Genomic DNA, 13,193 nt, shown 5'->3' with positions numbered 1-13,193 from the left:
TGCGGCGCGAAAGACCGCTATTTCACCGTGAGAACCGCGCATGGCGCGAGCTGGCAGACCTTCGTTGTGGTGCTGCCCACCAGAAGACCCCTCAGACTGCCGAGACCGCGCCGCCCCATGACGATGAGGTCGGCGTCGACCGCCTTGGCCTGATCGACGATCGCGTGAGCGGGATCGCCGCTGACGAGGTCGCTGGTGAAGCTGGCGACGCCATGCTCGCGCGCGCCGGACTCCGCCGCGCCGATAACCTCGCGTCCCGCTTTTTCAAGTTCTTCCTTGGTCGGAGGGACCGGTACCGCCGTGTACCCCACGATCAGCGTGTCGGCGACAGCTTGCGGCGTGTGCACGATGCGCAGCTTCGCGTCGTATTTTTTCGTCAGGTCGCAGGCGACGGCCAGCGCTTCGCGCGCGTGGTCCGATCCGTCATAGGCAAGAAGTATCGACTTGAACATGGTGTCCTCCGGTTTTCTCTGCCCGAACTTGGCACTCAAGTCAGGCCCGCGCGTTGACGTGGATCATGGTCCGGCTGGACAACCTTTTCCGCCGCAAGCAACATTGACGACCATGGAGGAATACGAATGCTTCGTCAGGCGATTGCTGTCTTATTGGCGATGTTCGGCAATTGCGCAATCGGTCATGTGTCAGCTCAGGACCACGAACAGTCGCTGCGCAGGGTGGGCATTCTGGCCCATCGCGGCGACGAGGCGGCGATGAAGCGCTGGCAGCCGACCCTGGACGCTGTCTCCGAAGCGATTTCGCGTAATCTGGAGGTCGTCCCCCTGTCACTTGACGGTGTACGCTCATCCCTTGCCGACGGCGAAATCGATTACCTGTTCACGAATCCGGGGCATCTCTTTCGGTTGGAGGAGCAGTTCCGCCTGTCGCCCATCGCGGCACTGCGGACAGACCGGGCCGGTGTCGCTCGCACCGGCAACCGGTTCGGAGCCGTCATATTCGTTCGATCAGACCGCGCCGACATTACGACCTTGGCCGACCTCAAGGGCGCCAAGCTTGCAGCCGTGGCGCCGGACGCCTTCGGCGGTTTCGAGATCGCAGCCGACATGCTGCTGCGAAACGGCGTAGACCCGTGGCGCGACATAGCATCGGTAGCTTTTCTCGGATTTCCGCAGAGCGCAATCGTCGACGCGGTTCTCGAAGGGCGTGCCGATGCGGGGACTGTACGAACGGGCATTCTCGAGGCTGCGATCAATTTCGGAGAACTGGAAGCAGAGGATGTCCGCATTTTGAATCCGTTGCGGGTTCCGGGATTTGAACTGTCCCTTTCGACGGTGTTGGTCCCCGAGTGGATATTCTCGGCTACCGACAATGTGCCGGAGCCCGAGCGCAGAGACGTTGCCATTACCCTGCTTCGCCTTCCCGACCATCATCCGGCGTTGAAGCTGGGCAATTACGGCGGATGGACAACAGTTCCTTCGGATGCCGCAGTGCGTCGGCTGCTCGAAACGGTGGACGCGGCACGTGACGGCGGCAAAGGCGCCCGCCAGCCGCCTGTTTCGCTTTACATGCTCGTGATTGGAAGTGTTTTCGCGCTAGCGTTCCTCGGATGGGTGTGGTCGCGGAGACGGGACAGTACATCCGGAGAGCACCGGGAGGCACCCTTTGCCGCAGAGGGTGTGCGGCTCACGCCCCGCGAGAGCGAGATCCTTTCCCTTGTCGCCACCGGAATGACCACCAAGGAAATCGCGCGTGACCTCGGCATAAGCCCCAAAACCGTCGAATTTCATCGAAGTCACCTGATGCGGAAGTACGAGGCCCACAATATGGCCGAGCTGATCCGCAAGGCAAGCAACGCCATTTCATGAGCGGGTGAAGACGAACAGACCCGGGGTATACCCCGGGTTATCCCGATCATCGCCCCAGCTAGCGTGAACGTAGGCATCAAGGAAATCATTGGGTTCCCGCGGCGTTGGAGGACGCCGCTTCTCAAACGGGAGGAATCCGATGAAGTTCTTGATAAAGTTCGCCGCGATTGTGGCCTCGGCGGCAATGCTCGCCGGTGTACTGACGTCCGTGGCGAGCGCTGGTGAGCGGTACGGAAAACAAAAAGTCGTCTATCACATCAACTACAATGGCGGTGAAGACGACAAGGCTTATCGCGGGGCGATGCGCAACATTCAGAATCATATCAACGCGGTGGGTGCAGACAACCTGGAACTCAAGGTCGTCCTCCATGGCAATGGCGTCGGCCTGCTCAAGAACGCGGTCGCAAATGAGAAGCTTCAGATGGACGTCACCAGCCTGAAGTCACAGAACGTTAGCTTTAGTGTTTGCAACAACACGCTGACTGGCCGCAAAATCGACTATAATACCGATCTCTTCGAAGTGTGGGAAGACGATATCGTCCCGTCAGGCGTTGCCGAATTGTCGCGGCTCCAACAGATGGGATACACCTATATCAAGCCCTGAAATGAACGATTTCACGGGCTGCGGGACAGGGGGGCGGCAAAGGCCACCCCCTGTGGAGTGTAGCGCTAGTGAGCGCCGCCGAACGCACCGGTCCTCACCGAATAATCCACGGCCAGGCCGTATTCCGGATCGTCGTCCGACTCGATCATCAACTGTCCCGCGCGATTGAGTAGACGGTGACAATCGTGGGACAGATGGCGCAGTGTCAGCGTCTTGCCGAGTGCCTCGTATTTCAGCGCAAGGTCCTCGATCGCCTGCAATGCGGATTGATCCACGACGCGGCTGTTCATGAAATCGACAACCACGACATCCGGATCCTCTGCAGGGTTGAAGAGCTCGGCAAATCCGTCCGTTGAGCCGAAGAACAATGGTCCCTCGATCTGATAAACCCGCGCCCCTTCCGGAGTGACATGCGCCTTTGCATGGATACGGGTCGCATTGTTCCACGCATACGCCAAAGCCGAGACAATCACGCCGACGACGACCGCGACGGCGAGGTCGCTGAGCACGGTCACAACAGTCACGAGCACGATGACCATGGCGTCGGTCAATGGAATCCGCCGCATGATCTTGAGCGTCTGCCAGGCGAATGTACCGATCACCACCATGAACATAACGCCGACCAGTGCAGCCAGCGGTATCTGTTCAATGACGGACGATCCAACCAGAATGAACGTCAAGAGAAACATCGCCGCGGAGATGCCGGAGAGGCGCGTCCGCCCACCGGATTTTACGTTGATCATCGATTGGCCGATCATCGCGCAGCCGCCCATGCCGCCGAAAAATCCGGTGACCACGTTCGCGGCGCCCTGCGCCAAGCATTCTCGTGAAGCCCCGCCGCGCTGGCCGGTGATTTCACCGACCAGGTTGAGTGTGAGCAGGCTTTCGATCAGGCCGATTGCCGCGAGGATGACTGCATAGGGCAGAATGATCTCGAGCGTTTCGAACGTTAGCGGAACGCCCGGCAGATGGAAGGAGGGCAAGCCTCCTTCGATCGAGGCCAGGTCGCCGACGCGCGGCACGTCGATCCCGAAGGCAATGACGATCACCGCGATGACCCCGATACCTGCCAAGGGGGCGGGAACGGCGTTGGTGATTTTCGGCATCACCCAGATGATTGCCATGGTCGCCGCGACAAGGCCGAGCATCGCCACTAGAGGCCAGCCGCTCATCCATGTCATCGAGCCGTCGGCGCCCGGCACCTTGAACTGGCTCAGTTGCGCAAGGAAGATGACGATGGCCAAGCCGTTGACGAAGCCGAGCATGACAGGGTGTGGGACGAGCCGGATGAACTTGCCGAGCCGGAAGATACCGGCCAGCACCTGCAGGATACCCATCAGAACCACTGTGGCGAAGAGGTATTCGACGCCATGAGTGGCAACGAGCGAAACCATCACGACGGCAAGCGCGCCGGTCGCGCCGGAAATCATGCCCGGCCGACCGCCGAAGACAGAAGTGATGAGACCCACCAAGAAGGCTGCATAAAGACCGACAAGCGGATGGACACCGGCAACGAAAGCGAAGGCGACCGCTTCCGGCACCAGAGCGAGCGCTACGGTCAGTCCCGACAGTAATTCGGTCTTGAGCATCGGGAAACTGAATTTCGGCGCCGAGGGAATGCTTCCGCCGGCGAATGGCAAACGTCCGGCGAGCGCAGCGAGGGTCGCGCGTGTCATAAATCTCGATCCATTGAATGAGTTTGGTTCTTTGAACCGATTTAGCGAGGCAATGCAACCGGGCGCTGCGCATAGGAGCCATGCCCCAGAAGAAAAAGCGGGCGGCGGACAGCCATGACCAAGAAAAAGGCGGAGCCGAAGCCCCGCCTTTGAAACCGCGTTGGTGTAAGCGCGTGGCTTACATCATGCCGCCCATGCCGCCCATGTCGGGCATTGCCGGAGCCGCAGCTTCCTTCTTCGGCAGCTCGGCAACCATGGCTTCGGTCGTGATCAGCAGACCGGCGATCGATGCGGCGTCCTGCAGTGCGGTGCGCACCACCTTCACCGGGTCCACGATGCCCATCTTGATCATGTCGCCATACTCGCCTGTCTGGGCGTTGAAGCCGTAGGTGTCTGACGACTGGTCGGCGATCTTGCCGGCAACGATCGACGCTTCCTCGCCGGCGTTCGATGCGATCTGACGGGCCGGAGCCTGCAGCGCGCGGCGAACGATCTTGATGCCGGCTTCCTGATCGGCGTTGGCGCCCTTGGCGGAAAGCGCCTTTGCGGCCAGCAGAAGGGCGGTGCCACCGCCGGGAACGATGCCTTCTTCAACGGCTGCGCGCGTTGCGTTCAGCGCGTCGTCGACGCGGTCCTTCTTCTCTTTCACTTCGACTTCCGTCGCACCGCCGACGCGGATCACGGCAACGCCGCCAGCGAGCTTGGCAAGACGTTCCTGCAGCTTTTCGCGGTCGTAATCGGAAGTGGTTTCCTCGATCTGGCCCTTGATCTGGCCAACGCGGCCCTCGATCTCGGACTTTTTGCCTGCGCCATCGACGATCGTGGTGTTTTCCTTGGTGATCGACACTTTCTTGGCAGTGCCGAGCATGTCGAGCGTGACGTTCTCGAGCTTGATGCCAAGATCTTCGGAAATCACCTGACCGCCGGTCAGAATCGCGATGTCTTCGAGCATTGCCTTGCGGCGGTCGCCGAAGCCCGGTGCCTTGACAGCAGCGATCTTCAGGCCGCCGCGCAGCTTGTTGACGACGAGAGTGGCGAGCGCTTCGCCTTCGACGTCTTCAGCGATGATGAGAAGCGGACGCGAGGACTGTACCACCGACTCCAGAACCGGAAGCATCGCCTGCAGGTTGGAGAGCTTCTTCTCGTGCAGAAGGATGTACGGATCTTCGAGTTCGGCGACCATCTTTTCCGGATTGGTCACGAAGTAGGGCGACAGGTAGCCGCGGTCGAACTGCATGCCTTCGACGACTTCGAGTTCGGTCTCGGCGGTCTTGGCTTCCTCGACCGTGATGACACCCTCGTTGCCGACCTTCTGCATGGCTTCGGCGATCATCTTGCCGATTTCTTCTTCGCCGTTTGCAGAGATGGTGCCGACCTGTGCGACTTCTTCCGAAGTGTTGATCTTGTTGGCCTTCTTCTGAAGCTCAGCGACGACTTCGGCGACTGCGAGGTCGATGCCGCGCTTGAGGTCCATCGGGTTCATGCCCGCCGCAACGGCCTTGTGGCCTTCCTGAACGATCGACTGCGCCAGAACGGTCGCGGTGGTGGTGCCGTCACCTGCAATGTCGTTGGTTTTCGAGGCGACTTCGCGCAGCATCTGCGCGCCCATGTTCTCGAACTTGTCCTCAAGTTCGATTTCCTTGGCGACGGTGACGCCGTCCTTGGTGATGCGCGGTGCGCCGAACGACTTGTCGATAACCACGTTGCGGCCTTTCGGGCCCAGCGTGACTTTCACTGCGTCTGCAAGAATGTTGACGCCTGCCAGCATGCGCTCACGCGCGCTGCGGCTGAATTTTACTTCTTTAGCTGCCATTGGTTGATCTCCCGGGCTTGCCGCCCATTCGGTTCAGGATTGAGTTTCAGCGGGTCGCTGGCTTTAGCCGACGATGCCCATGATGTCGGATTCCTTCATGATGAGGACATCCTCGCCGTTCAGCTTCACTTCCGTGCCCGACCACTTGCCGAACAGGACTCGGTCGCCTGCCTTGACGTCGAGGGGCTGGACCTTGCCGTTCTCGTCGCGCGCGCCGGGGCCGGCTGCGACGATCTCGCCTTCGGACGGCTTTTCCTTGGCGGTGTCGGGGATGATGATGCCGCCGGCGGTCTTCTCTTCGGAGTCGACGCGACGTACGACGACGCGATCATGCAGCGGACGGAAATTCATCTCTGCCATTGGGTAACACCTTCAATACGTTGGCTGTTGATACGTTAGCACTCACCAATAGCGAGTGCTAGCGGGGCGGACATAGTGTTGGTGTCTGGCTGAGTCAAGAGACGGGACGTTCCGCCGAAGGCAAAATTTGAAGCCGTTGCCGGGAGGCGGCGTGGCGGTCACATAGGGGATGGCGGCGCATTTCACAACAGGCGGTTTTCCATGCCGCCGTGCACGCCCCGCAGGAACGGCCTGCAACGGATCCTTCCTGGGTCGTGAATTGGACGAGCCGGTCCCGTGTGACCTTGCCGCATTCGGCGTTGCCACTGCGTCATGATGTGTTAATCGGAGGCTGGAAAGCCGGACGCCTTCTGCATGGCGGACCGGGCAGGCAGTCCAAGCAGGGTCGGATGGAAGCGAATTTGGGCGCTCCGCGCATAGAAGAGTTCGGCGAAATATCCGATCGATACGACGTCATCCTGTGCGATGTCTGGGGGGTGCTGCACAACGGCGTGCGTGCGTGGACACCCGCCTGGCGCGCCCTCGCCGCCGCCCGCGAACAGGGCAAGGCTGTCGTACTGATAACCAACGCGCCGCGCCCCAAGGGCCCGGTCAGCGAGCAGCTGGCGAGCCTCGGCATACCTGACAGCGCCTATGACGACATAGTCACCTCCGGGGATGTCACGCGCACCCTCATTCGCCAGAATGCGCGCCGCATCTTTCACATCGGGCCGGAACGCGATGAGTCGCTCTATGACGGGCTTGATGTCGAAATGGTCGAGGAGCGCGAGGCGTCGTCGGTGGTCTGCACAGGTTTTTATGACGACGAGACGGAAGAGCCCGGAGACTACGCCGAGATGCTGCAACGGCTGCGCGCCCGCGATCTGCCATTCATCTGCGCCAACCCGGATATCGTGGTCGAACGGGGGGACCGCCTGGTTTATTGCGCAGGCGCCCTTGCCCGCGATTACGGCCAGCTCGGCGGGCGCACGCTGATCGCCGGCAAGCCGCACCGTCCGATCTACGACGAGGCGCTGGCCCGCGCATCGAAAGCGCTCGGACGTGAGGCCGATCCGGAAAGAACACTGGCGATCGGAGACGGCCTCACCACGGACGTGAAGGGGGCGATGGACTATGGCCTCGATCTCCTGTTTATCACGGAGGGCATCCACGCCCGCGAATATGGCGAACCGGGCAATCCTGATCCGGAAAAGCTCGCGAGGTTTCTTGGCGATTTCGGCGCGAGACCTGTCGCAACCATGCTCAAACTGCGCTGACGGAGCGATTCGGTGCCCCCCCGCTTCGATTCGCCCGACACACTTCCGGACACGCTGCGCGGCGGAGTCGTCGCGATCGGCAATTTCGATGGCGTCCACCGGGGGCATCAGGCGGTCCTGAACGCAGCCCTCCGCTTTGCGGATCGGGAAAAGCGGCCGGCGCTGGTGCTGACCTTCGAGCCGCATCCGCGGCAGGTCTTCCGTCCGGACATTCCGCTCTTCCGCATTACACCCGCGACAATGAAGGCCGGGATACTCGGTGCGCTCGGCTTCGACGCCGTGATCGAGATGGGTTTCACCCTCGATTTTGCCAAGCTGACCGCCGATGAGTTCGTCGGCAGCGTCATCGTCGGCGGACTGGCTGCGAGCCGTGTCGTCACCGGCTTCGATTTCCATTTCGGCCGCCACCGCCAGGGCGGGCCGGCCTATCTGATGGAGGCCGGCAAGAACAGCGGCTTCGAGGTCACGCTCGTCGACGCGTTCCGCGATGCTGACGCCGAAGTCGTCTCCTCGACGCGCATCCGCGAGGAATTGCTCGACGGCGATATTGCCGGAGCCAACCAGTTGCTCGGATACCGGTATCGGATCACCGCCGAGGTTATTCGGGGAAAACAGCTCGGACGGACGCTCGGCTATCCGACCGCCAACATGGCGCTGCCGGAGAACGCGGCCCTGCGCCACGGCATTTACGCGGTGCGCTTTCACCGCGCCGACGGCTCCGTTCACGACGGGGTCGCCAGCTTCGGGCGGCGGCCGACGGTCGACGAAGACGGGGTTGCCCTTCTTGAAACGCATCTCTTCGACTGCTCGGACGACCTTTACGGCGAAACCTGCACTGTCTCGTTTTGCGAGTTCCTTCGCGGCGAGGAGAAGTTTCAGAACCTCGATGCGCTGACCGCGCAGATGAAGCGCGACGAGGCGGCCTCTCGGGCGATCCTCTCGGCTCTCCGGCCGATAAGCGAGCTCGACCGCAAGCTGACCTTCCCGGACCGGGCCGGCTGATGGCTGTGCGCCGGAAGATCCTCGTCACCGGCGCGACGGACGGAATCGGACTGGCGCTGGTGCGGCGGCTTGCCAGCCGGCATGATGTTCTGGCAACGGGCCGCCGACCGTCCGGCGAGCCCGAACAACTCCTGCCCGGCGGCGTGCTCTATACCGTGGCGGATCAATCGGAACCAGAGGTCGCGGCGAGATCTGTCGCCCGGGCGCTCCTGAAGAACAACTGGTCGCGGCTCGACTACGCAATCCTGAATGCCGGGGTCGCGTACGCGGCCGGCCCGGGACAGGAAACCGCGGCGGCGATCCGACAGACGCTTGACGTCAACTTGCTCACGACGATTGCGCTGGCGCACACCCTGTTCCCTTACCTCGAGAAGGCTGGCGGGCAGTTGACGCTGATCGGCTCGGTTTCACGCAAATGCGAGCCCGACTTCGCCAGCTACGCCGCTTCGAAGACCGCAATGCATGAGTTTGCCCGCGCGCTAAGGGAGGAGTGGCGCGGCCGGGTGAGGGTCCAGATGCTGCATCCCGGGCCGACCATGACCGGCATGTACGAGAAGGCGGGTTTCGATCCGGGCTGGACGCGCCACTGGTTCATCCGTACCGGAGACATGGCGGCTATGATGGAGGCGGCGATCCGGGCCGGAGGCTCTCCCAAGACACTCTCCTTTCTTCAGTATTTTTCCGGCGCTTCCGTTCTCGGAAGGACGATCCGGTGAGCGGAGAGCGGCGGGCGCTGGTGACCGGCGGCGGTGGCGGCCTGGGGCGGGGGTTCTGCGAGGTCCTCTCGACCGAGGGCTGGCGCGTCACCAATCTTGACCGGCGCAATCCCGATCGTCACGCGGATGTCGAGCACATCGCCTGCGATCTCGGGGACCGAGGCGATGTCGATCTGATCCTGCCGTCGCTCATCGCGGCCGGCCCGTGGGACCTCGTCGTCTTCAACGCCGGCATCCCGGCGAGCGGCACTTTCAAAACGATCCCGTTCGAGGCGCAGCGGCGCGTCATAACCGCCACTGCGGAGACGCCCCTGGTGCTGTGCGCCGGTCTCGCCGGTGCCGGCGCGTTGGCGCAGGGCGGGACCGTGCTCTTCATCTCGTCCCTCTCGCATTATACGGGATATCTAGGCGCGGCCACCCACGCAGCGGCAAGGGGTGCGATCGCGGCTTACGCTAGAAGCATTCGACAATCCTTTCGGCACGATATCGGTGTGGCGGTCGCCTGCGCCTTTCCCGACCCGGTGCGTATGGGAAAAGCGGCCAGACATGTCTCAGCCGGGGGCGATGCGAAAAGCGGGGTGGTGTGCGAGGACGCCGCGAGACTGATCCTCAATGACGCCGCCAGAGGGAAGGCGGTGATCTTGCCCGGCGCGCGATCGAAACTGTCCGCCCTGGCAGGACTTCTCCTCCCGCAGCCCGTAGCGCGCGCAATGCGCCGTGTCACTCATGACAACCCGGATCGCGACGTCGGGTGATTTCCCGCTTTTCAGGACCGCAATGCCTTGATACAAGCCGTTCCATGATGAGGACCGGCCACTTCGCCATCATACGAATTACCTGCCCGGCCTGCCGCTGAACGCGCAGGACCGGGATTTCGCGCATTTTATACGCGCACCCCTGACAGATTTCCGTTAGACAGCGCTGCAGCATCCCCGCGCAGCCGAAAACGATTGCAGACAGATGACCGATACCGCCCAAGAGATACGCAAGGAAGCGAGCGAAGAAGGAAAGCTCGACTATTCGAAAACCCTCTACCTGCCGCAGACGGAATTTCCGATGCGCGCCGGTCTACCGAAGAAGGAGCCGGAGCTGGTCGCCCGTTGGCAGGAAATGGGGCTCTACAAGCAACTGCGCGACGACGCGAAAGACCGCCCGCTCTACGTGCTCCATGACGGACCGCCCTACGCAAACGGAAACATCCATATCGGCCACGCATTGAACAAGATTCTGAAGGACGTGATCACGCGTTCCTTCCAGATGCGCGGCTACAACGCCAATTACGTGCCCGGCTGGGACTGCCACGGCCTTCCGATCGAGTGGAAGATCGAGGAGCAGTATCGCGCCAAGGGTAAGAACAAGGACGAGGTGCCGGTCAACGAGTTCCGCAAGGAATGCCGCGAGTTTGCCGCGCACTGGATCGAGGTCCAGACCGAGGAGTTCAAGCGTCTTGGCATCGAAGGCGATTTCGATCAGCCATACACCACGATGAATTTCCACGCCGAGGCCCGCATTGCTGGCGAATTGCTGAAGTTCGCCAAATCGGGACAGCTCTACCGCGGCTCCAAGCCGATCATGTGGTCGGTGGTGGAGCGCACCGCCTTGGCGGAGGCCGAGGTTGAATACCAGGACTACGAATCCGATGCGATCTGGGTGAAATTCCCGGTAAAGGCTGCGGCGCGAGATGGAGGCGATGCCTCCGATTTAAGCGATGCCTTTGTTGTTATCTGGACCACGACTCCTTGGACGATCCCCGGCAATCGCGCCATCGCCTATTCCTCGCGCATTGCTTACGGGCTCTACGAGGTCACGGCTGCGGAAAATGATTTCGGCCCGCAACCGGGCGAAAAGCTGATCTTTGCGGATGCACTGGCCGAGGAAAGTTTCGCCAAGGCGAAACTCGAATACAAGCGCCTGCGCGAAGTGAAGGCGGAGGAGTTTGCCGGGATGACCTGCCACCATCCGCTTCATGGATTCGGCGGCGGATACGAGTTCCTTGTCCCGCTGCTGCCGGGCGAACACGTTACCGACGATGCTGGCACCGGATTTGTCCATACTGCACCGGGCCATGGCCGCGAGGACTTCGATGTCTGGATGCACCACTCACGTGATCTGGAAGCCTGCAATATCGCCACTACGATTCCGTTCACGGTCGACGACGCCGGCTTCTTCACCAGGGACGCGCCGGGTTTCGGGCCGGACCGCGAGGGTGGCGCGGCGCGCGTTCTGGACGATAAGGGCAAGAAGGGTGATGCTAACAGGGCCGTGATCGAGGCGCTGATCGGCGCCGACGCGCTGTTCGCGCGCGGACGGCTGAAGCATACCTATCCGCACTCGTGGCGGTCGAAGAAGCCGGTCATCTTCCGCAACACGCCGCAGTGGTTCGTCCATATGGATATGGACCTCGAAGACGGCACGACGCTGCGCTCGCGTGCGCTGAAGGCCATTGACGACACGCGTTTCGTGCCGAAGGCGGGTCAGACTCGGCTCAGGGCGATGATCGAGGACCGGCCTGACTGGGTGCTTTCCCGGCAGCGGGCGTGGGGTGTGCCGATCTGCGTCTTCGCCGACGAGGATGGCAATCTCCTGCGGGACGACGCAGTTGACAAGCGCATTCTACAGGCCTTCGAGGCCGAGGGGGCCGATGCTTGGTTCGCCGACGGCGCAAAGGAACGTTTTCTCGGCAATGAACACGATCCGGCCAGTTGGACGCAGGTTACCGACATTCTCGATGTCTGGTTCGATTCAGGCTCTACACACACTTTCACGCTGGAGGACCGGCCCGACCTGAAATGGCCGGCCGACGTCTATCTTGAAGGCTCCGACCAGCATCGCGGGTGGTTCCACTCCTCGCTTCTGGAAAGCTGCGGAACGCGCGGCCGTGCGCCCTACGAAACCGTCATCACCCATGGGTTCACCATGGCCGAGGATGGCCGGAAAATGTCGAAATCCCTCAACAACCAGGTTTTTCCGCAAGATGTGATGGCCAAGTCCGGTGCCGATATCTTGCGCCTGTGGGTGATGAACACCGACTATTGGGAAGATCAGCGTCTCGGCCAGACGATCATCCAGACCAACATCGACGCATACCGCAAGATGCGCAATACGATCCGCTGGATGCTCGGCACGCTTACTCACGACGAGGGTGAAAGCGTCGAGTATTCCGACATGCCGGAACTCGAAAAGCTGATGCTGCATCGGCTGTGGGAGCTCGACCAGGTCGTCCGCAAGGGTTACGACGCTTTCGACTTCAAACGGATTTCCCGCCATCTGCTCGATTTCATGGTGCTCGAACTCTCCGCTTTCTATTTCGACGTCCGCAAGGATGCGCTGTATTGCGATGCGCCCTCGTCGCTGAAGCGCAAAGCCGCGCTGCAGGTCGTCCACCACATCTTCGATCGCTTGGTCACGTGGCTCGCACCCATGCTTCCCTTCACGATGGAGGAGGCTTGGCTCTCCCGTTATCCAGACGCAAAATCGGTGCACTTGGAACAATTCCGGGAGTGCCCGAGTGAATGGCGCGACGACGCATTGGCCGCGAAATGGAAGAAGGTGCGCACCGTTCGTCGTGTCGTCACAGGCGCGCTCGAGATCGAGCGCCGCGAAAAGCGCATAGGCTCGTCGCTGGAGGCGGCGCCGTTTGTTCACATTACGGACGACCTGCTACGCGATTCGATCGAAGGGCTCGACATGGCCGAGATCTGCATCACGTCGGGAATCTCGGTTTCGTCGCGGCCCGCTCCCGCCGGTGCCTTTACGCTTGGCGATGTGAACGGTGTTTCCGTCGTTCCGGCGATGGCTGAGGGACGCAAATGTGCTCGCTCGTGGCGGGTGACATCCGATGTCGGATCGGACCCCGAATTTCCCGATGTCTCGGCGCGAGACGCCGACGCGCTTCGGGAACTGAAATCGCTGGGACGGTTTTGAGACCCGGGGAAAATTCCGC

11 protein-coding genes are annotated in these 13,193 nt (G+C 61.6%); 7 read left to right on the top strand and 4 right to left on the bottom strand.

Annotated elements, in window-relative coordinates; genetic code table 11:
• Nucleotides 1-17: 17 nt before the first annotated feature.
• Entirely contained in the window at nucleotides 18-452 is a 435-nt protein-coding gene (locus tag LC298_RS00405; RefSeq protein WP_131565657.1) for a universal stress protein, read from the bottom strand.
• 126 nt (nucleotides 453-578) lie between these two features.
• Here LC298_RS00405 and LC298_RS00400 point away from each other — a divergent pair, with 126 nt between their 5' ends.
• Nucleotides 579-1,823 carry a PhnD/SsuA/transferrin family substrate-binding protein gene (locus LC298_RS00400; RefSeq protein WP_131565659.1) on the top strand — a complete coding sequence of 415 codons (1,245 nt, stop codon included), beginning with the start codon at nucleotides 579-581 and terminating at the stop codon, nucleotides 1,821-1,823.
• Nucleotides 1,824-1,962: 139 nt separating this feature from the next.
• Nucleotides 1,963-2,427: a DsrE family protein gene (locus LC298_RS00395; RefSeq protein ID WP_131565661.1), complete on the top strand. Its 465-nt coding sequence runs from the start codon at nucleotides 1,963-1,965 to the stop codon at nucleotides 2,425-2,427.
• A gap of 65 nt (nucleotides 2,428-2,492) precedes the next feature.
• Here LC298_RS00395 and LC298_RS00390 read toward each other — a convergent pair whose 3' ends face one another.
• The 3 genes from LC298_RS00390 to groES form a co-directional block, all read right to left on the bottom strand.
• Entirely contained in the window at nucleotides 2,493-4,103 is a 1,611-nt protein-coding gene (locus LC298_RS00390; RefSeq protein ID WP_131565662.1) for a SulP family inorganic anion transporter, read from the bottom strand.
• Nucleotides 4,104-4,281: 178 nt separating this feature from the next.
• Nucleotides 4,282-5,916, bottom strand: a complete 1,635-nt coding sequence (gene groL, locus LC298_RS00385; RefSeq protein ID WP_131565664.1) for a chaperonin GroEL — start codon at nucleotides 5,914-5,916, stop codon at nucleotides 4,282-4,284.
• Nucleotides 5,917-5,979: 63 nt separating this feature from the next.
• Entirely contained in the window at nucleotides 5,980-6,276 is a 297-nt protein-coding gene (gene groES, locus LC298_RS00380; RefSeq protein ID WP_131565666.1) for a co-chaperone GroES, read from the bottom strand.
• Nucleotides 6,277-6,665: 389 nt separating this feature from the next.
• On the opposite strand from groES, the gene LC298_RS00375 reads away from it, so the two are divergent.
• From LC298_RS00375 to ileS, 5 genes are all read left to right on the top strand, one after another.
• Complete coding sequence (locus LC298_RS00375; RefSeq protein ID WP_131565668.1) at nucleotides 6,666-7,532, top strand: TIGR01459 family HAD-type hydrolase; 867 nt, start codon at nucleotides 6,666-6,668, stop codon at nucleotides 7,530-7,532.
• 12 nt (nucleotides 7,533-7,544) lie between these two features.
• Entirely contained in the window at nucleotides 7,545-8,534 is a 990-nt protein-coding gene (locus LC298_RS00370) for a bifunctional riboflavin kinase/FAD synthetase (protein ID WP_131565669.1), read from the top strand.
• Nucleotides 8,534-9,250 (top strand): SDR family NAD(P)-dependent oxidoreductase, encoded by a 717-nt coding sequence (locus tag LC298_RS00365; RefSeq protein WP_131565671.1) that lies wholly within the window; start codon nucleotides 8,534-8,536, stop codon nucleotides 9,248-9,250. Before LC298_RS00370 ends, LC298_RS00365 begins: the two co-directional genes overlap by 1 nt.
• Nucleotides 9,247-10,005: an SDR family NAD(P)-dependent oxidoreductase gene (locus LC298_RS00360; protein ID WP_158284689.1), complete on the top strand. Its 759-nt coding sequence runs from the start codon at nucleotides 9,247-9,249 to the stop codon at nucleotides 10,003-10,005. Before LC298_RS00365 ends, LC298_RS00360 begins: the two co-directional genes overlap by 4 nt.
• Nucleotides 10,006-10,210: 205 nt before the next feature.
• Nucleotides 10,211-13,174 (top strand): isoleucine--tRNA ligase, encoded by a 2,964-nt coding sequence (ileS, locus tag LC298_RS00355; protein WP_131565675.1) that lies wholly within the window; start codon nucleotides 10,211-10,213, stop codon nucleotides 13,172-13,174.
• The last annotated feature ends 19 nt before the right edge of the window (nucleotides 13,175-13,193 follow it).

Origin of the sequence: Oricola cellulosilytica, assembly GCF_019966575.1 — a bacterium.
In the GTDB taxonomy this organism is placed as follows: domain Bacteria; phylum Pseudomonadota; class Alphaproteobacteria; order Rhizobiales; family Rhizobiaceae; genus Oricola; species Oricola cellulosilytica.
The sequence above is the reverse complement of the archived record's forward strand: the minus strand, read 5'-3'. Positions and strand labels throughout refer to the sequence as shown.

Bases quoted from the DNA above. Each gene is read 5' to 3' on its own strand.
- groL (WP_131565664.1), bottom strand. From the start codon at position 5,916: ATGGCAGCTAAAGAAGTAAAATTCAGCCGCAGCGCGCGTGAGCGCATG.
- LC298_RS00405 (WP_131565657.1), bottom strand. From the start codon at position 452: ATGTTCAAGTCGATACTTCTTGCCTATGACGGATCGGACCACGCGCGC.
- LC298_RS00395 (WP_131565661.1), top strand. From the start codon at position 1,963: ATGAAGTTCTTGATAAAGTTCGCCGCGATTGTGGCCTCGGCGGCAATG.
- LC298_RS00390 (WP_131565662.1), bottom strand. From the start codon at position 4,103: ATGACACGCGCGACCCTCGCTGCGCTCGCCGGACGTTTGCCATTCGCC.
- LC298_RS00400 (WP_131565659.1), top strand. From the start codon at position 579: ATGCTTCGTCAGGCGATTGCTGTCTTATTGGCGATGTTCGGCAATTGC.
- LC298_RS00375 (WP_131565668.1), top strand. From the start codon at position 6,666: ATGGAAGCGAATTTGGGCGCTCCGCGCATAGAAGAGTTCGGCGAAATA.
- ileS (WP_131565675.1), top strand. From the start codon at position 10,211: ATGACCGATACCGCCCAAGAGATACGCAAGGAAGCGAGCGAAGAAGGA.
- LC298_RS00365 (WP_131565671.1), top strand. From the start codon at position 8,534: ATGGCTGTGCGCCGGAAGATCCTCGTCACCGGCGCGACGGACGGAATC.
- groES (WP_131565666.1), bottom strand. From the start codon at position 6,276: ATGGCAGAGATGAATTTCCGTCCGCTGCATGATCGCGTCGTCGTACGT.